Genomic DNA, 18,851 nt, shown 5'->3' with positions numbered 1-18,851 from the left:
AATTCGGCCCAACCGACCAAACATTCCGACAAACAAAAGGCCCGGATCAACAATCCGGGCCTTTTGTTAAATTATGGTTTCTGCCTTGGGATCAAGTCCAAGCCCAAAGCTCAAGACCTAGCTCAGTTGACCATGGCAATGTTTGTATTTCTTGCCTGATCCACATGGGCAGGCTGCATTGCGTGCAACACGCCCCCAGGTCGCCGGATTATTGGGATCAACATTCCCCGATGCCGCACGCGACTGAACCGTTGCACTATCGCCTGAACCACCGCCCATGGCTTCGGGTTCCGGGTGATTTTCATGCATTTCCTGCTGGGATCGGCGCGGTTCAAGGTCTTCCGGGCGCGGGGCCGATTGCAATTCAACATGTGACAACATCTGGGTCACACGTTCACGCAGTGTCACCAGCATCTCTTCAAACAGGTTAAACGCCTCGCGCTTGAACTCGTTCAACGGATCACGCTGGCCATAGGCCCGCAAACCAATCCCCTGACGCAGATGATCAAGCGCCAGCAAATGCTCTTTCCAATTCTGATCCAGCAATTGCAGCAACAGGCTTTTTTCAACCTGACGCATGATATCGGCACCGTAATTGGCAACCTTGGCCGCCATCTTACTTTCAACTGCCTTCTCGATACGCTCGCGCATGACTTCGACATCAATGCCTTCTTCCTTGACCCAATCGGTCACCGGAAGGTCAAGACCAAACAAACGCGTGCATTCTTCATGCAGGCTGGCGGCTTCCCACTGCTCGGGATAAACTTTTTCCGGGCAGTATTTGATCACCAGATTTTCAACAACTTCGGCCCGCATGTCGGCCACGTCTTCGGCAACATGCTTGGCCTGCATCAAGTCGCGACGCTGTTCATAAATCACCTTACGCTGGTCATTCATGACATCATCAAATTTCAGCACGTTCTTACGAATGTCAAAGTTACGCGCTTCGACCTTCTGCTGTGCCTTTTCAAGTGCCTTGTTGATCCACGGGTGATAGATCGCCTCGCCTTCTTTCAGGCCAAGCTTCTGCAACATCCCGTCCATGCGCTCGGACCCGAAAATACGCATCAAATCATCTTCAAGCGACAGGAAGAATTTCGATCCCCCCGGATCACCCTGACGGCCTGAACGACCACGCAACTGGTTATCAACACGCCGTGATTCATGACGTTCCGTCCCGATCACGAACAACCCGCCTGCATCCAGAACTTTCTGCTGATCGGCTTTAACCTCGGCCTTGATCCGCTCGATCCCTTCGGCGCGTTTGGCTTCGTCTTCGATATTGGTCAGTTCAAGATCGGCGCGCATTTCAACGTTGCCGCCCAATTTAATATCCGTACCACGACCGGCCATATTGGTCGCAATCGTGATCGCCCCCGGGGCACCGGCCTGCGCCACAATAAACGCTTCGCGTTCATGCTGCTTGGCGTTCAAAACTTCATGCGGGACTTTGCGCTCTTTCAAAAGGTCCGAAAGAATTTCGGACTTCTCGATCGACACCGTCCCGACCAATGCCGGTTGTCCGCGCTTGTGGCAATCATCGAGCAATTCGGCAATCGCCACCCATTTTTCCCGTGCGGTCCGATAAATTTCATCATCGGCATCTTTACGGGCAATCGGGCGATGGGTCGGGATTTCAATAACCTGAAGCTTATAGATTTCCTCGAATTCCTCGGCCTCGGTCATCGCCGTACCGGTCATACCCGCAAGCGTCGGATACAGGCGGAAAAAGTTCTGGAACGTAATCGATGCCAGGGTCTGATTTTCGTTTTGAATCTTGACCTTTTCCTTGGCTTCCAATGCCTGATGCAGGCCATCGGAATAGCGGCGGCCTTCCATCATGCGCCCGGTGAACTCATCAATGATAACAACCTTGTCATCCTTGACGATGTAATCGGTGTCGCGCTGGAAAAGCTTATGGGCGCGCAGCGCCTGATTAACGTGATGCACCAAATGCACATTGGCCACGTCATAAAGCGTGCCTTCGGTCAAAATGCCCATTTCACCCAAAAGACGTTCGGCATTTTCCGTGCCGTCTTCGGTCAGGGTGACGGCACGCGCCTTTTCATCTTTTTCGTAATCGTCATCGCCCAGTTTCGGGATCAGCACGTCAATCGCGCGATACAGTTCCGAACTGTCTTCAGCCGGGCCGGAAATAATCAACGGGGTCCGCGCTTCATCGATCAGGATGCTGTCAACTTCATCGACGATGGCAAAGTTGAACGGGCGCTGCACCATGTCTTCCAGACGGAATTTCATGTTATCGCGCAAATAATCAAAGCCCAGCTCGTTATTGGTCGCATAGGTCACGTCACACGCATAAGCCGCCCGACGTTGATCATCGGTCATGCCATGCATGATCACACCGACCGAAAGGCCAAGGAAGCCGTAAACCTGCCCCATCCATTCCGCATCACGACGTGCCAGATAATCGTTGACGGTAACGACGTGAACGCCCTTGCCCTCAATCGCATTCAGATAAACCGGCAAGGTCGAAACAAGCGTTTTACCTTCACCGGTTTTCATCTCGGCGATTTTGCCCGATGTCAAAACCAGACCACCCAAAATCTGAACATCGTAATGACGTTCACCGCGAACCCGCCGCGAAGCCTCGCGGACGGTGGCAAAGGCGTCTGGGATTATGTCCTGAAGGGTTTCACCCTTGGAAAGACGTTCGCGCAGCCAACCGGTCCGGGCGCGCAGTTCGTCATCAGAGAGCTTCTCGATCTCGGGTTCCAGGGCATTAACTTGCTCGACCGTGGCCTGCAGGGCTTTGACTTCACGATCGTTAGCTGAACCGAAAATTTTCCGGGCAATGGCGCCGAGCATTAATACGTTCCTGAACAAATGGAAAAACAGACATGAGGCAACGGCTATATACCGAGGCCCGATCACAGATAGAACCCTGTCTGCCATCTGTCAACGGAACGAACCAATATCGCTCATGTTTCACGCATCTGATGGATGAATTTGGCACCGATATCGGGATATCCCCCCTAATCAGATCACGAGTCTGATCACCCGCCCCTGTCATAAAGGACATCGGCCGCTATTCGGCATCAAAATCGGCGGATCCCCCCGGTTATGCAGGCCATTTGACCGAGATCAAGGAACCCGCAATGCCGCAAACATAACGTGCGCTGAGTTTGCAATTCATTATCAACCACAAAGAAAGCATTCCGCATGAAACACAGAAAACTTGCTCTATCGCTTGCTGTCGGTATTGGCACCCTTGTTTCAAGCGGTGCCTGGGCGCTCGAATATCCGATTGGCGAACCGCAGCTTGATGGCAACATGGAAGTCGCGGCGGTTTATCTGCAGCCGATCAAAATGGATCCACCGGGCATGATGCAACCTGCCGATAAAACCGACATCCATCTCGAAGCCGACATCCATGCGCTTGCCGATAATCCCAATGGCTTTGGCGAAGGCGAATGGGTTCCCTATCTCGACGTCTCATTCGAACTGACCAAAATCAACAGCGGTGAAAAAATTTCCGGCACCCTGATGCCGATGGTTGCCAGTGACGGCCCGCATTACGGCGACAATGTCAAATTGCTGGGCATGGGTGAATACACCCTGACATTCACCGTTTCCCCACCCAGTGCACATTTCGGCCGTCACACCGACAAGGAAACCGGCGTAAATCCGTGGTTCGCCCCTTTCACCACGCAATACACATTCACCTATGCCGGGACCGGCAAAAAAGGCGCCTATTAACCACGACAAACCTGAAATTTTGATCTTCCCCGGGATGCCCGCCATCACCCTCATCCCGTAACAAGGCCATGACGATGAAACGTCCGTTTTTTGCGATCGCGTTTGCAATCTCTTTGACAGTGCTTGCGATGCCTTTTGCCGATGCAGAAGAAATCACAACTTTTGTCATTGAAATGAAAGATGGCGTTCTGTCACCCGAACGGCTGGAAATTCCCGCCCGCACGCAGGTCAAGATTATCCTGCGCAATACGGGCGAAACCCCCGCCGAATTCGAAAGCCTCCGCCTGCGCAAGGAAAAGGTCCTTGCACCCGGCGTGGAATCCTTTGTGGTCATCCGGCGGGCATCCCCCGGGGAATATCCCTTCTTTGACGAATTTCATATTGAAACAGCACAGGGCGTCATCGTTGCGCGCTAGGGGCCACCAATGTTTGCACAAACTTTTTTTATCGTCTGGCGCGAAAGCATCGAAGCCCTTCTGGTCATCGGCATCCTGCATACATGGCTGCGACACAGCAGCCAGAACCCCCGCGCCTTGCGGTTCCTCTGGGCCGGTGTTTGCGCAGGGATCGGTGCGGCCCTGATCCTGTCCTTCGTCCTTCAATCCATATCCAACCTGCTGCCGCCCGAAGGCCAGGATTATTTCCAGATGGCGCTGATCCTCATCGCCGGGATTCTGATTGTTCAAATGGTTTTCTGGATGCGCCAGCATGGCAAAACCCTGAAAAACCAACTTGAAAATGACCTTTCAGATCAACTGCGCAGCGGCCGGCTTTGGGGCATTTTCGGCCTCGCCCTGATTGCGGTGATGCGCGAAGGCACTGAAACGGTTTTATTCCTTCAGGGGGTCTTTGCCGCCACCCGGGGAAACAGCAATACGGTTGCGGGCGGCGTGATTCTTGCCATCCTTGCCGCCACCGCAAGCTACGCCTTGCTGCAGCTTGGCGGGCGGTTCCTGTCGTGGAAGGTTTTCTTCCGTCTGACCGAAACGATGCTGCTGTTTCTGGCCTGCGCCCTTATGGTTTCAGCTGCCGGTTATCTCGTCTCGTTTGGCATTCTGCCCTATACTGATCCGCTGTGGGACAGTGCCGCCCTTCTTGATGACACCACACGCTTTGGCGCGGTGATCGCGGGCATGACCGGCTATCGATCCATGCCCGATAACGTCACGCTGGCAACCTGGCTGGTGTATTGGGGGGCCATTGCATCTATTTTCTGGCTGCAGGGCACGCGCCTGAACGCCCGGGAAAGAAAAGCATAATGCCCCATGCCTCGGCCTCGATTACCGGACGACAAGCACCGCCTTTAAAACATCGCGGCGCATTTTTCCTTGCCTTGGCGGGGGACTGGCTTCGACGTCACCAACGGTTCATTCGCAGGCTGCAATGGGGCATTATCGCGGTCTATGTCACGTTACTCGTTACACCAACACTGGTCCCGCTGCCCGACAGCACCGCCCATATCTGGGACAACATCACCTTGTTTTCGCAATTTGTCTTTTGGGGCATCTGGTGGCCCGGTGTGCTTGTATCGATGCTGCTTTTCGGACGGCTTTGGTGCGGGGTCATGTGCCCCGAAGGCGCACTTAGCGAAATGGCAAGCCGCCATGGGCGCGGCCGGGCCATCCCGCGCTGGATACGCTGGCCGGGCTGGCCATTTGCCGCCTTTGTCATCACCACCGTTTACGGTCAAATGATCAGTGTCTATCAATATCCGCTGCCTGCGGTTCTGATCCTTGGCGGATCAACGGCGGCGGCGATATTGACCGGCTATCTTTATGGCCGGAACCACCGGGTATGGTGTCGCTATCTATGCCCGGTCAACGGGGTGTTTGGCCTGCTGGCCAAACTGGCACCGATGCATTACGACGTAGACCGGCAAAACTGGGATAACTGCCTTCCCCATCAGGGCCGGGCTGACACCGTAATCTGCGCCCCGATGGTGCCACTGCGCACCATGCAAAGTACCTCACCCTGCCATATGTGCGGCCGATGTGCCGGGTTTCGCAATGCCATCGAATTGCGCCCGCGCGACCTTGGTTCCGAAGTCATTGAAACCAGTGCCAATACCGCAACCCGATGGGATAGCTGGCTGATCCTCTGTGGCATGATTGGTGTTGCATCGGGGGCCTTTCTCTGGTCGTCCTCGCCATGGTTTGTCATGGCCAAACAATGGATGGCCCGCATTCTGGTCCAACACGATGTTTTCTGGCCGCTGGAACATGGCCTGCCTTGGTGGGGCCTGACCAACTATCCCGAACTCAACGATGTTCTTACCCTGCTCGATGGTGCAATCCTGCTGGGTTATATCGCGGTTACTGCCCTTGTCATGACACTGGCAACCGGGCTTCCACTGGCTTTTGCGGCCCGCCTGCTATCCCCGTCATGGAAATGGCGGCGTTTTCATCATCTGGTTCACGGTCTGCTGCCGATTGCCGGATGTGGCATTATTCTGGGCCTGAGTGCGCAGACCGTCACTATTTTGCGCGCCGATGGCATGGCACTTGGATGGGTCAGTGACGCCCGCATGGCCGCACTTGCCCTTGCCACAAGCTGGAGCATTCATCTGATCTGGAAAATTTGCGGCCAATATAACTCAGGCTCGCATCGCAGTTTTGCGATACTCGGGGGCGTGATTGCGGTTGCGGTATGTATAATGCCCTGGCTGCTGTTGTTCTGGGTTTGGTAATGCCACCAAATACTTGCGGCGGTTTGCCTCCCCATCTGCCCCTGCCAGCACGTTAATTTGCCGCCAACCCCACATAAAACATCCCCGCAATCACCACCATTGCGCTTGAGAAACGCGTAAAAAACACGTATGGTTGCTGCTCAACTTTGAATTTAAGAGCAAGTAGCTCATCTTTTTCGCGACCTGCGGGACTGTTTAAAACCCGCGCGGGAAAAGCCTCAGGAGGAGGAAATGGTGGATTTCTCCACACTTAATCCCTTTCGGCAGGGACAATCTTCGCTGACCGATGCGCGCCAGCCAATTGCCACGTCTGGTGATCAGACGGGCAGTAATGCGGCGCAAACCAACCGTAATCTGCACCGGATTGTTGATCCGGTTGCACTGTCTGATGACGCGGTTGCCGCACGCAATGCCGATAAAAACCTGCCGCAAACAACCGGTTCAAATTCCCTGTCATCGGAACCGATGACCACGGATGAATTATTTAAAAAGGCCCTTGATGCCGCCCTTGAATTGATCAAGGACAGCATGGTCGACATGTTCAAAATGACTGGCATGGACGACGAACAGGCCCTTTCCGCGACCAATGCGATGTTTGATGGCATCCGCGAAATGGCCGCCGATGATGGCCAGATCGACTTTTCCTTCCAACAGGCAATCGCATCACATTCCCGCACGGAAATCGCCTATTCCGGAACGAATGCGTCGGGGGTCGGGGTTTCCGAGTCTGCGATGATGGCCGCCCAATCGCTTGATATCAGTATCAACAGCGACACCGGCGAATTCTCGTTCAATTATCAGGCATCCAAGATCGAAGTCGTCCGAACCGAAGTCGCGGCTGTTGGTAACAGCATGGGGGCCGCGATGGGCGCCGTTGGCACCATGATGGACGGTCTTGGCGGTGGTAATCTGGTTAATGCGCTGGGCAATCCGGCCAGTGCCGGTTCCGGTGGTCTTCTGTTTGATATGAATGACAGCGGAGTCGCCGATTTCATTCGTGAACTTCTGCTGGATACCACCGGCAGCGCACAGGGTGCGAATTCAGGCGATACTGATGGTGATGCTTCTGCCGATGGCGGTACCGATAGCACCAACATGCAGGACGTCCTTGCAAACCGCATGGCCAAACTCAATGCCCAGATCATGGAACAGGCAACCCTGATCGTGCGCAGCGTGACCGACACCATGGCCGAAGACGGCAGTGGCACATCGCTTAAGAAACTCTCTGTCGACATGTTGATGCCGATGGGCCGTTTCGGACAGGATGAAAACGGTGCCGCATTCCGGATGCCGAACGGCGAAACCGTTTCAGTGATTGACCCAAGCCAGGAACAGGACGTTCTGGCCTAATCAAAACAGCACGCGATGATGTCGGGCTTGCCTGACCTCATCGCACAGCCCTTCAGGAAGGAGGCGCTGAATGTTTGGACACCCATCGTTAAACAATACGACCCCTGGCCAGACATCTCAGGGACGGGCCGCCGATTTGCTGGCGACGTCCCGGCGCCTCAACCTGTCTGATAATCAATCCGATGCCCGCCAATCTGGCACAAATCAGGATCGCACCACACCCGATCAGGCCGATATTCGCGGCGGTCGGCGGATCATCGATCAGATCGATGAAAGCCTGAAAATCAATCTGCGCATTGACGAGGCGCTTCGCGACGCCACCCTGCCCACGGCGACGGCATCAGCATCACCGCTTGATACCTTAATCGGGGCAACCGGCGCGACCCTTGATGATGCTGCAACCAAAATGAACCGCGACGCCTTTATCGTGTTGGCCATGCTGGGCATTCCGCCCGCCGAGGCCCGCGAAATGGCCGATGCGCTGACGTCCGGGCTAAGCGGCGATATGACAGCAGGTGCCGGTGTTAGCGGAAGCCCCGCCGCCTTGGCCCGCGATTTCGGCCTTTCACTGGCCAACGGCTTGGCCCAACGCGGCAGCAACACCGCCTTTTCGATGGTGTCACAAACCATCCAGATCGATATGACACAGATCGAAGCCCGATTTGCATCCGCCAGTGGCAACGGTAAAATTTCGATCAGCGAATTTAACGCCCGCATCGAACAAATCCGCGTCGAAATCATCAACATCACCCAGCAAGACCCGCTGATTCTTGACCTTGATGGCAACGGCATTGACATCACCAGCCTTGAAAACGGCAAGGTGTTTGACATCAATGGCGATGGCACAGACGATAAAACCGCCTGGATCACCGGCAATGATGCGCTGCTGGCGCTTGATCGCAATGGCGATGGCACCATCAATGACGGAACCGAACTGTTTGGCGATCAAAACGGTGCCAAAGACGGCTTTGCCGAACTGGCCAAATATGATGCCAACAACGATGGCCGGATCGACAATCAGGACGATGTGTTTTCATCCCTGCTGCTGTTGCGTGCCGATGGCTCGACCGGTTCGCTTGAAGACGCCGGTATAACCGCCATTGATCTGACCTTCATCACTCCGCTTGATCAGAAACTTGTCGGCGGCGTTCAGGTCGCCAGCGCCCGTTTTGAACGCGATAACGGCAACATCGGCACGGTTGGCGAAGTCCTGTTTGACGTGCGCGCCTGATCCAACCCCCGGTGACATCGAACATCAGAGCAACCAACATCAAGGCATCAAGCAGGATCGCCCCTCCCCTCTCCGCCCGTGCGGCCACCTCGTCAAGCCTGCGCGACCGGCCCCGTCCATCATGCTGTCATGCCGTCATGCGGCCATCGACATGGGGGGCGGATCGGGGCAATCGCGGTTTATTTTCCACCTTACATCAGCACTTCACAATTTAGCCAAATTGCTTTGAAAAAACCGTGACATCCACGGGGAAGCCTTGTGTGTCGTCATCGGATGTGATTTATCCGTAGGGTGAGGCATGGGGATACTTTCCCTCCTAAAAATGAAAAAGTCTGGAGAAAATATGTTGCGCAAAACCCTTCTCGCTGCGTCACTCGCGACCGTCATGTTCGCAAGCCCGGTTATGGCCCAGGACGCTACACCGGTAAAAGACCAGGTTCTTGCAACCGTCAACGGCGATGAAATTCTGGAATCCGAAGTGCGCGCGACGCAACAGGGCCTGCCCCAACAGTATCGCCAGCTCCCGTTTGATATGCTCAAGCCGATGCTTGTTGATCGCGAAATCAATCAGCGCCTGCTAACATTGGCGGGTCAGGATGCCGGTCTTGCCGACGATGAAGACGTTAAAAAACAGGTCGCCGCAATCGAGCGCCGCATCATCGCTGAAACCTATCTTGAACGCGCGCTTTCGGAAAAAGTCACCGAAGACGCGATCAAAGCCCATTACGACGAATTCATCAAAACCAACGAGCCAGAGCCGCAGGTCCATGCGCGTCACATTCTTCTGGAAAACGAAGACGACGCCAAAGCTGTGATTGCCGAGCTTGACGATGGTGCCGATTTTGCGGAACTCGCCAAAGAAAAATCAACCGGCCCATCCGCTCCGACGGGCGGTGATCTTGGCTTCTTTAACCGTGGCGATATGGTTGCCCCGTTTGCCGAAGCTGCCTTTGCCATGGATGCTGGCAGCTATAGCAAAACCCCGGTCCAGACCCAGTTCGGCTGGCATGTGATCCAGGTTGAAGAGAAAAAAGACGGCGAACAGCCAAGCCTCGAAGAAGTCCATCAACAAATGGCTGCCGAGCTAAGCCAGAAAGCCGTCGAAGACTTGGTCAAAGAACTCCGGTCCAATGCCGAGGTTGTCGACAACACCCAAACCCCGGCCGCAGACGACGCTGCAGAAACCCCGAAAGAATAAGCCAATCGGCCTTTCCGGTTTCACAAGCTGATATCCAAAACGGGGTGAGCCATCGGGCTTCACCCCGTTTTTTTGTCATTCTTCCATGCCAAATGCGCTACCTTTGGGCTTATGGCCTTTGGGCATGATCACGTTCAACCAAGGAAATTGAACAGATGGTTGCGACTTCGCTTTCTCCGCTGGCACCAGCCAGCTTCCCCGATCTTCCGGCAATTGCCGGTGTGAAACTGCACACCGCAACCCTTGGCATTCGCTACAAGGGGCGCCCCGATGTCCTTCTGGCCGAACTTGAACCCGGCACACAGGTTGCGGGTGTTTTCACCACCTCGACCACGGCATCGGCGGCTGTCCGATGGGGACGCGAGGCGCTAAAGGGTGGCACCGCACGCGCATTCTTTGTCAATGCGGGCAACTCTGTCGCCTTTACCGGCAAGGCTGGCGAAAAATTCGTCGCCGACAAAGTCGAAGCCGCGGCAAAGGCACTGGGCTGTGACAAGACCGAAATCCTCACCGCCTCAACCGGGGTGATCGGCGAACCGACCACGGCAAACCGCATCACCGATGCCCTGCCCGATCTGCTGGCAAATGACGCGGGCTGGCTTGATGGCGCACGTGCCATCATGACCACCGATACCTTCCCCAAGGGCGCCTCCGCCACGGCCACCATTCATGGTGCCAAGGTCACCATCGCCGGTTTTGCCAAGGGATCGGGCATGATCGAACCCAATATGGCGACCATGCTTGGCTTTATGTTTACCGATGCCGCCGTGCCCCATGCCGTGCTTCAGGCCGTGTTGGCCGATTGTACCGACCGCTCGTTTAATGCGATCACGGTCGATAGCGATACCTCGACATCTGATACCGTCCTTTTGGCCGCAACCGGCAAGGCCGGTAATGCATCGGTCACCGGCATTGATGATCCGGCACTGGCCGATTTTAAAACCGCCCTTGAAAACGTCATGCGCGATCTTGCCCATCAGGTGGTTCGCGACGGCGAAGGCGCATCAAAATTCATCACGATTAATGTCACCGGTGCGATCAACACCGATGAAGCCAAAATCACCGCCAAGGCGATTGCCAATTCCCCGCTGGTCAAAACCGCGATTGCCGGTGAAGACGCCAACTGGGGCCGTATTGTTATGGCGGTTGGTAAATGCGGTGTGACCGCGGATCCGAACAAACTGACGGTTTCCATCGGCGGCATTGCGCTGGCCAAAAACGGCGAACGTGTTGCCGATTATGACGAAGCCCCGGTCGCCGCCCATATCAAGGGCCAGTATATCGATATTGATGTCGATCTCGGCTTTGGCGATGGCACGGCCACGGTTTGGACCTGCGATCTAACGCATGGCTATATCTCGATCAATGCCGATTACCGCAGCTGATCAGCCCCTGCGCGCCCCCCTTAAAAACATCAAAGCCGCCCTTGATCAAAGGGCGGCTTTTTTATCAACGACCGGTCACTTGGTTCGCCCAAGAAAAGCCAAGGCATCTTTGGGGATATTGCCATTCAGGATGGCACCAATATTGGCCCCGTCAAAGTCAACATTGGCAAGATCCGTATCGCCAAATGCCACCCCGGAAATATTTGCACGAGTCATTTTTACCTCGGCCATTTTGGGGTTTTCAAAAACGGCATTGCGAATATCGGCATTGGAAAAATCGGCCCCGCTAAGATCGGCATACCATGTGATCCCGGTTTTCTGACCGCTGCCATCGCGTTGTTCGATGGATCCAAACCGCACGCCTTGAAAAACAGCCTTGGTGCAATTGGCGTCATTCATCCGCACGCCGTTCATCACCGCACTGCTCAGTTTGGCCCGCGTCAAATCGACCCCGCGCAAGGACGTCATGGCAAGGATCGTATCGACAAAAAGCGCCCCGCGCAGATTGCATTCATCAAAACAGGCCGCCGAAAGATCAAACCCGGAAAAATCCATCCCCGAAAGATCGCGCCCTGTGGCATTTAACGGCGCCCCCGATTGCCCCCCGGTCGATAACCAGTCACTATGCGCGTTAACCAGATCCCGAATATCATCGGGCAAAGGTTCACCGCCTTTGCTGCCAATACTGTTGACGATATTGGCCTGGGATAAATCCACATTGGTCATATCGACATTGCGCAGGTTCGCACCGCTTAAATCCACGCCCGCTAAAACCGCCCCCTGAAGCTTTGCCCCCTTCAGGTTGGCATTCTTAAGCTTCGCCCCTGTCAGATTACAGCCCGAAAGATCAGCCCCCGCCAAATTGACGGCAAACATATTGGCATCGCTCAGATCCGCATTGGCCAGACTGGAACCCGACATGTTGCTTTCGGCCATATTGGCACCGGACATCATCGACCCTTCCATATCGGCATTGGCAAGGTCGGTGGCGCGTTTGACGCGCCGTTCACGTCCGGAATCCATCACAATCATAACACCGGATCGCATATCGACACCGGTCAGGTTTGCATTGCGCAATTTGGCACGCGCCATATTGGCCCCGCGCAAATCAGCCCGCACAAAGCTTGACCCTTCAAGATCGGCTTCAACAAAGTTGGCGCCAAAAAGATCACAAAAATTAAAGCTGACTTCCTTGATAACCGCCTGAATAAAATTCGAACCGGGCATAATGGCGTCTTCAAGACTTATTTTGCTCATTTTGATACGTGAAAGATTCCCGTTGCGAAGCTGCATACGCGTGCCGCCGGGTTGTCTCAAGACGTATTGCTGATGCTTTTTAATCGCTTCAATCAGCTCGATACGGGATGTCATCTGAAAATGTCGGCCTCTCAAAGATCCGGCCGGGTCTACGGCAATTATTTTCCAATTATTATAGTAGCCCGATTTCGGTATTTAATTTCTGACATAATATGGCTTTTTGGCAAAAACGCACTGTATTCCAAACAGTTGATACAATAAAAACCCGTATTTTCGCCAAAATTTATACTTACATATACGTTGGAGTATTATGTTTCTCATATAAAAGGCACCATTAGCACTGCGGTACATGCTCTTAAAAATCTTCTCACTACTGTCATGCACCTTTACGCAAAGAGTCGCCTGCGCAGCATTTGAACCCCGGATCAACCATAGGAGAATCACAGCAAAACTCGCGTCAAACCATTGGGAAACGCCGATCAGACCGCCATCTAAAAATATCGCAGATCAAACAATTCGGACCCCAACCTGGTAAATTCCAAAACATCCCTTTGATCCGGCGTATAAAATCACCAAATATAACCTCAAGACCGCAATGTATGGATCGCGATTTATGAACCACATCCTGTTCGTCGATGATGACGAGAATATCCTGAACGGTTTGCGCCGTCGCTTGCATGGCATGCGACCTGACTGGGAGATGGCATTTGCAACAAGTGCCGCCCAGGCAATGGAAATGGCAAACACCATGCCGCTTGATGTCATTATCACCGACATGCGCATGCCCGGTATGGACGGTGCAAGCCTGCTTGGCGCGCTACAAAAATCACATCCGCATATCACCCGCATCATCCTGTCGGGTTTCGCCGAAGAAGAAGCCGTCCTGCGTACCGTTGGTCCGGCGCATCAATATCTGGCAAAACCCTGCGAAGATTCCCTGCTGGTTGAAACCATCGAAAACGCGCTTGATCTGCGCCAATTGCTGGCCGGGGATGAACTGCGCTCTCTGGTCGCCAGCATCGAAACACTGGCGTCTCCCCCCGATACCTATCTTCGTCTGGTAAAGGCGCTTGAAGACCCAAAGGTCTCTCAGGAAATGATCAGCCAGATCGTCTCGTCGGACATCGCCCTGACCGCCGAAGTCCTGAAATTGACCAACTCGGCCTATTTTGCCATCGCGCAAAAAATCAGTTCGGTTTCCCACGCTGTGCGTATGATCGGCACGGAAACGCTTAAGGCACTTGCCCTGTTTATTGGTATCTTCCGTGGTTTTGATGGCCCGCCATCCGAAGCCGACAAACTCTTGCGTCTGTGCCATCGCAGCCAGCAAATCGGCGTGACCGCCGCCATGATTGCCGAATACGAACAATTACCCCGCGCCATCTGCCAGGCCGTACCATCGACCGGCATGCTCAGCCATGTCGGCAGCCTGATCCTCTATGCCAATCGCAATCAGGAAATGGCCGAGGTCATCAAACGTGTTGAAACCGAACACATCCCGATTGAACAGGCCGAACTCGAACAATTCGGCGCGGCCCATCCCGAAGTCGGCGCTTATCTTTTGGGGCTTTGGGGTTTCCCGGCCCCGGTGGTTCAGGCGGTTGCCTATCACCATCGGCCGATGGATCAGCCCCATCGTGAAATGAATGTCCTGACATCTATCTATGTCGCACAACACTTGACCCGTGAAGTCGGCCAGAAAGAAAGCGGTATAGATGCGCCAAGTCAGATCGATCTGGATTACCTTGCCAGCATCGGCAAAGCTGACAGCCTCGGAGAATGGGAAAACATCGCCCGGATTGTTGCCGATAAATATAAATCCCTGACTCAATAGCGGAAGCCGACCATGGAAACGAAAAAGGTCCTGTTCGTCGACGATGACACGAACCTGTTGCATGCGATGCAGCGCAAATTGCGCCGGAAATTTGACTTCTCAATCGCGGTTGGCCCCGAAGAGGCCCTGCGTCTTCTGCGCGAAGAAGGGCCGTTTGCCGTCTGTATCTCGGATATGCGCATGCCCGGTATGGATGGTGTTTCGCTGCTAAGTGAAATTAAAAAAATCAGCCCCGACACCGTCAAAATGATGTTAACCGGCAATGCCGATCAACACACCGCCGTCGATGCGATTAACCGCGGGCATATCTTTCGCTTCTTTTCCAAGCCCTGCGACGATGACATGCTCGAAGACGGCATTCGTGCCGCCATTCGCCAGTATCAGTTGATCACCGCGGAACGCGAACTGATCGAAAACACGCTGGCGGGTAGTATCAAGGTCCTGACCGACGTTCTCGCACAACTTAATCCGACGATTTTCGGCCGCGCCATGCGGGTCAAATCATGGTGCGATGCGGTTGCGGGTGAAATCGACTATCCGCAACCTTGGGAATTGGGTCTTGCGGCCCTTTTGTCGCCCATCGGGCTGGTTTCCCTGCCGCCTGATTTGCTGGCGCGCCTGTCACAGGAAAAGCCGCTTCAACCCTTGGAACGCGACATCATCAAACGCACCCCCGAAGTCGGCCGCCAGTTGATTTCAAATATTCCGCGTCTCGAACATGTCGGGCAAATGGTCTATTACCAGAACCGCAACTTTGATGGCACCGGCTTCCCGTCCGAAGGGCCGCTTGGCACCGATATCCCCTTGGGTGCACGGGTATTGCGCATCCTCAATGATCTCGGGCAACTCACCGACCGCGAAGCACCTGCCGTCCAAAACTTTGACGAATTGCGCCATAACCCGCATCGCTATGATCCGGATTTGTTTGAAAAAATCACCCAACAACTGGCGGTGGTTGACGAATCCTATGACGAAACGGTCTATCCCGACGGCGAAGAAATAGACATTTTCCTCAAAGATCTGCGCGTGCGCGATTTCCTGATGACCGATATCGAAACCAAGGCGGGACAAATCCTGCTGGCGCACGGGCATTATATTTCCGATGTCCAACTGCAACGTATTCGTGTGTTTCAAGAGCTCCACAAATTTCATGAACCCATACGTGTCAGACGGGGTGGAACCCAACCGGAATAAGACACACGTATAACCAAAGACACCAAAGGGAGCATCGCGAGATGAGCGACGGCACGAACGAAGCGGACCGCAAACAGGTCCTTCGCACAGACGCAACGCAGGAACACGAAGACGACCTGCTTGCCGCCGTGCATGAACTCAACGTGCCTGATGAAATTCGCAATCAGTTCCTGGCCCTGATGCATGCGCAAAAAGACCGCGAAAAGGAAACCACCCAACGCCTGAAAACCATCCTTGATAGTGTCGTCGAAGGCATTCTGGTTGTTGACGGGTCGGGGACCATTCGCGATTTCAACATGTCTGCGCTTAAAATTCTGCGCGCCACCGAAAGCCAGCTCAGCGGTGTGCTGGTCGATGGCCTGTTTATCGATCGCAAACTGACCGTCCGCCACAAGCTTTTGAACCGCTGCATCAATATCAGCAGCGGCACCCTGCGCTATGATTACACCGAAACCATGGCCCAGCGTCTTGATAATGACAGTTTCCCGATGGAAATCATCGTCAGCCCGGCCAATTTCACCGGCGAAATGAGCTACCTCTACATCTTTCGCGACATCACCCGGCGCAAACAGGCCGAAGAATCCCAGCACAAACTCGAAGGTGAATTGCGCGAGGCGCTCAAACTCGAAGCCATCGGCCATCTTGCTGGCGGCATTGCCCATGAAATCAATACGCCCAGTCAGTATATCCGCGACAACCTGAAATTCCTCAATGACGGTTACGGCGCATTGTCACGTATTCTGGGGCTGGCACTTCACACCCTGTGGCAACATCAGGAAAAATTGCCCCCCGAAACCTTCCGCAATTTTGCCCGCAAAATGCGCGATGCCGATCTTGAATTCCTGCTTGATGAAATTCCCAGTGCCACCCAACAATCACTGGATGGCATCAATCAGGTGGCACGCATTGTCCTGTCGATGAAGGAATTTTCCCATCCCGGCGGGGCTGAAAAAACCGCCACCGATATCAATCGCGTATTATCGAACGTGATTGTCATTTCGCGCAATGAATGGCGCCATACCGCCCATCTGACCGAGAATTTTGAACCCGAACTGCCCCATATCCCGTGCCATATCAACGAGATCAATCAGATTTTCCTCAACCTGATTGTCAATGCGGCACAGGCGATTGCATCTTCTGGAAAATCACCAGAGGAAGGCGAAATCTCCATCAAGACCACCCTCCTTGATGATAGCATTCTGATCAGCATCACCGATAATGGCACCGGGATCGCCAAGGAAGACCGGTCAAAAGTCTTCAATCCGTTCTTCACCACCAAGGAAGTCGGCAAAGGCACCGGTCAGGGATTATCAATCACCAATGAGATCGTAAAAACCCGCCATGGCGGACGTATCTGGTTTGAAACCGAACTGGGCAAGGGTACAACGTTTCACGTTCTGCTGCCCGGCGAAGATCGGGTGGGCACCCCCGATGGTGCGGCGTCCAAATCCGATAAATCTACAAAATCAGCCAAAACCGCGCAAAAAGCATGATGCATTTTGCGGGATTGGGGATTGGCACTTCAACGCCTTAATGCCTCAAAAGCACGGGGTGCCGGGACCAAGAAGAACCGCAAGGACGCGTCTGCACAACCCCGCCCTCAAAGACCGGCCATCCCCCTATCGTGGCCCAAACAAAATAATCGCCGCCCCGATCAGGCAAACCGCCCCGCCAGTCACATCCCAACGATCGGGCATCCGCCCCTCGATCAACCACAACCACATCAGCGACGCCGCAATATAAATCCCGCCATAGGCCGCATAGGATCGCCCGGCAAAATCGCTTTCAACCCGGGTCAAAAGCCCGGCAAACACCATCAGCGATAAAATCCCCGGCATCAGCCATAATGGCGATTTACCCAGCCGCAACCATGCCCAAAAGGCAAAGCATCCGGCGATTTCCGCAATGGCCGCACCGATATAGACCGCAATGCTGTGCATGGGCTTTCCTTGAAAATCAAACCACCGGAAAATCAGAACGCCGGGCGCAAATCACCGGCATATTTACCGGCCCAATTGGTCAGAACCGGGGTCAGGTATTTTTTCAAAACCTCGGCACGGGCATCATCAATCACGCCATGCTGGCGCAGGATCGCGCCCATGGCAACTTCGGCACCGCGCTGGGTGCCATCATCGATCTTAAGCGCCACACCCAATCCCTGTTTCGGAAAGGCCGCACAATAAACCCCTTCTGCCCCGACCTTGACCAAGGCATCTTCGCCGCATTCTTCCATGATCCCGGTGCAAAACCGCCCGGTGCCCGCCACCATAAAGGGTGCACTCGCACAGCCCTTGCGGATGCGTTTGATCGCCGCAACCCGTTTGGCATCCAATCCCGATGGATCGGCCATGCGCGCCATACCAAGGCCTAGATCGCGCAACCGCATGCCGATCACCGGAATGCCACAGCCATCAATACCGCGTGGCGTCGATGACACATCACAATCGCCCATTTCCTCAATAACCTTGATCAGGCGCTGCTGAACCGGATGGGCTTCTTCGATATATCCCTTGGGATCATCGCCCAGATGCATGGCCGTGGTCAGAAACCCGGAATGTTTGCCCGAACAATTGTTATGCGCCTTGGTCAATTTGACATGATCGAATGCCTGCTTGATCCCGGCGGACGGATCGATCGAATAATGCGGCGCACATTCCAGCGCCTCAACCGACAACCCGATTTTTTCAAGCCAGGCCTTGACCGTATTGGCATGTTCTTCCTCGCCATTATGCGACGAACACGCCAGCGCAATATGTTTGTCTTCCAACCCAAACGCATCTGCCGCCCCGCTTTCGACAAATGCGATTGCCAGCAACGGTTTGATTGCCGATCGCGGATACATCAACGCATCAATATCGCCGCCCTGTGCGACCACCGTGCCATCGGCTTTCATCACGACATAACGGCCACGATGGAAACTTTCGACCATCGTTCCACGGGTGGCTTCAACAAGGATCGGGTTGGCGGCAATCGGATTGGCAGACATGGCGGGGGCT

General features: G+C 54.3%; 15 protein-coding genes. 11 read left to right on the top strand and 4 right to left on the bottom strand.

Annotated features, from left to right (window positions below; translation table 11 throughout):
* Window positions 1–117: 117 nt before the first annotated feature.
* Window positions 118–2,829 (bottom strand): preprotein translocase subunit SecA, encoded by a 2,712-nt coding sequence (gene secA, locus TALK_RS05975; protein WP_085616873.1) that lies wholly within the window; start codon window positions 2,827–2,829, stop codon window positions 118–120.
* A gap of 354 nt (window positions 2,830–3,183) precedes the next feature.
* Between secA and TALK_RS05970 the strand changes: the two genes are divergently transcribed.
* The 8 genes from TALK_RS05970 to argJ all read left to right on the top strand — a co-directional run bounded on the left by TALK_RS05970 (window position 3,184) and on the right by argJ (window position 11,570).
* Window positions 3,184–3,720, top strand: a complete 537-nt coding sequence (locus TALK_RS05970; RefSeq protein ID WP_085616871.1) for an iron transporter — start codon at window positions 3,184–3,186, stop codon at window positions 3,718–3,720.
* A 74-nt stretch (window positions 3,721–3,794) separates the two neighbouring features.
* A complete protein-coding gene (locus TALK_RS05965; protein WP_085617134.1) occupies window positions 3,795–4,136 on the top strand; it encodes a cupredoxin domain-containing protein in 342 nt (113 codons plus the stop codon).
* 9 nt (window positions 4,137–4,145) lie between these two features.
* Window positions 4,146–4,979, top strand: coding sequence for an FTR1 family iron permease (locus TALK_RS05960; RefSeq protein ID WP_085616869.1), 834 nt, complete (start codon window positions 4,146–4,148; stop codon window positions 4,977–4,979).
* Window positions 4,979–6,406: a 4Fe-4S binding protein gene (locus TALK_RS05955; protein ID WP_085616867.1), complete on the top strand. Its 1,428-nt coding sequence runs from the start codon at window positions 4,979–4,981 to the stop codon at window positions 6,404–6,406. The genes TALK_RS05960 and TALK_RS05955 overlap by 1 nt, the downstream gene beginning before the upstream one ends.
* Window positions 6,407–6,637: 231 nt before the next feature.
* Window positions 6,638–7,756, top strand: coding sequence for a hypothetical protein (locus tag TALK_RS05950; RefSeq protein WP_085616865.1), 1,119 nt, complete (start codon window positions 6,638–6,640; stop codon window positions 7,754–7,756).
* 70 nt (window positions 7,757–7,826) lie between these two features.
* Entirely contained in the window at window positions 7,827–8,987 is a 1,161-nt protein-coding gene (locus TALK_RS05945) for a hypothetical protein (protein WP_085616863.1), read from the top strand.
* A 343-nt stretch (window positions 8,988–9,330) separates the two neighbouring features.
* Complete coding sequence (locus TALK_RS05940; RefSeq protein ID WP_085616862.1) at window positions 9,331–10,185, top strand: peptidylprolyl isomerase; 855 nt, start codon at window positions 9,331–9,333, stop codon at window positions 10,183–10,185.
* Between the two features lie 155 nt (window positions 10,186–10,340).
* Entirely contained in the window at window positions 10,341–11,570 is a 1,230-nt protein-coding gene (gene argJ, locus TALK_RS05935; RefSeq protein ID WP_085616860.1) for a bifunctional glutamate N-acetyltransferase/amino-acid acetyltransferase ArgJ, read from the top strand.
* A 75-nt stretch (window positions 11,571–11,645) separates the two neighbouring features.
* On the opposite strand, the gene TALK_RS05930 is transcribed toward argJ, so the two are convergent.
* Window positions 11,646–12,827 carry a pentapeptide repeat-containing protein gene (locus tag TALK_RS05930; protein ID WP_245829710.1) on the bottom strand — a complete coding sequence of 394 codons (1,182 nt, stop codon included), beginning with the start codon at window positions 12,825–12,827 and terminating at the stop codon, window positions 11,646–11,648.
* Between the two features lie 613 nt (window positions 12,828–13,440).
* Here TALK_RS05930 and TALK_RS05925 point away from each other — a divergent pair.
* Genes TALK_RS05925 through TALK_RS05915 form a run of 3 tightly spaced genes read left to right on the top strand, consistent with a single transcriptional unit; the run spans window position 13,441 to window position 17,348 of the window.
* Entirely contained in the window at window positions 13,441–14,661 is a 1,221-nt protein-coding gene (locus TALK_RS05925; RefSeq protein ID WP_085616855.1) for a response regulator, read from the top strand.
* 12 nt (window positions 14,662–14,673) lie between these two features.
* Window positions 14,674–15,855 carry an HD domain-containing phosphohydrolase gene (locus tag TALK_RS05920; protein WP_085616853.1) on the top strand — a complete coding sequence of 394 codons (1,182 nt, stop codon included), beginning with the start codon at window positions 14,674–14,676 and terminating at the stop codon, window positions 15,853–15,855.
* A 41-nt stretch (window positions 15,856–15,896) separates the two neighbouring features.
* Entirely contained in the window at window positions 15,897–17,348 is a 1,452-nt protein-coding gene (locus TALK_RS05915) for a two-component system sensor histidine kinase NtrB (RefSeq protein WP_085616851.1), read from the top strand.
* Window positions 17,349–17,474: 126 nt separating this feature from the next.
* Here the strand turns inward: TALK_RS05915 and TALK_RS05910 are convergent, their stop codons facing one another.
* Window positions 17,475–17,795, bottom strand: coding sequence for a YnfA family protein (locus tag TALK_RS05910; protein WP_085616850.1), 321 nt, complete (start codon window positions 17,793–17,795; stop codon window positions 17,475–17,477).
* 32 nt (window positions 17,796–17,827) lie between these two features.
* On the bottom strand, window positions 17,828–18,841 hold the full coding sequence (locus TALK_RS05905) for an asparaginase (RefSeq protein ID WP_085616848.1): 1,014 nt from the start codon (window positions 18,839–18,841) through the stop codon (window positions 17,828–17,830).
* Between the last annotated feature and the right edge of the window lie 10 nt (window positions 18,842–18,851).

It is taken from the genome of Thalassospira alkalitolerans, assembly GCF_002115745.1.
GTDB lineage: Bacteria > Pseudomonadota > Alphaproteobacteria > Rhodospirillales > Thalassospiraceae > Thalassospira > Thalassospira alkalitolerans.
The sequence above is the reverse complement of the archived record's forward strand: the minus strand, read 5'-3'. Positions and strand labels throughout refer to the sequence as shown.

Bases quoted from the DNA above. Each gene is read 5' to 3' on its own strand.
- TALK_RS05965 (WP_085617134.1), top strand. From the start codon at position 3,795: ATGAAACGTCCGTTTTTTGCGATCGCGTTTGCAATCTCTTTGACAGTG.
- TALK_RS05920 (WP_085616853.1), top strand. From the start codon at position 14,674: ATGGAAACGAAAAAGGTCCTGTTCGTCGACGATGACACGAACCTGTTG.
- TALK_RS05955 (WP_085616867.1), top strand. From the start codon at position 4,979: ATGCCCCATGCCTCGGCCTCGATTACCGGACGACAAGCACCGCCTTTA.
- TALK_RS05950 (WP_085616865.1), top strand. From the start codon at position 6,638: ATGGTGGATTTCTCCACACTTAATCCCTTTCGGCAGGGACAATCTTCG.
- TALK_RS05915 (WP_085616851.1), top strand. From the start codon at position 15,897: ATGAGCGACGGCACGAACGAAGCGGACCGCAAACAGGTCCTTCGCACA.
- TALK_RS05925 (WP_085616855.1), top strand. From the start codon at position 13,441: ATGAACCACATCCTGTTCGTCGATGATGACGAGAATATCCTGAACGGT.
- TALK_RS05970 (WP_085616871.1), top strand. From the start codon at position 3,184: ATGAAACACAGAAAACTTGCTCTATCGCTTGCTGTCGGTATTGGCACC.
- TALK_RS05960 (WP_085616869.1), top strand. From the start codon at position 4,146: ATGTTTGCACAAACTTTTTTTATCGTCTGGCGCGAAAGCATCGAAGCC.
- TALK_RS05930 (WP_245829710.1), bottom strand. From the start codon at position 12,827: ATGAGCAAAATAAGTCTTGAAGACGCCATTATGCCCGGTTCGAATTTT.
- TALK_RS05945 (WP_085616863.1), top strand. From the start codon at position 7,827: ATGTTTGGACACCCATCGTTAAACAATACGACCCCTGGCCAGACATCT.
- argJ (WP_085616860.1), top strand. From the start codon at position 10,341: ATGGTTGCGACTTCGCTTTCTCCGCTGGCACCAGCCAGCTTCCCCGAT.
- TALK_RS05940 (WP_085616862.1), top strand. From the start codon at position 9,331: ATGTTGCGCAAAACCCTTCTCGCTGCGTCACTCGCGACCGTCATGTTC.
- secA (WP_085616873.1), bottom strand. From the start codon at position 2,829: ATGCTCGGCGCCATTGCCCGGAAAATTTTCGGTTCAGCTAACGATCGT.
- TALK_RS05905 (WP_085616848.1), bottom strand. From the start codon at position 18,841: ATGTCTGCCAATCCGATTGCCGCCAACCCGATCCTTGTTGAAGCCACC.
- TALK_RS05910 (WP_085616850.1), bottom strand. From the start codon at position 17,795: ATGCACAGCATTGCGGTCTATATCGGTGCGGCCATTGCGGAAATCGCC.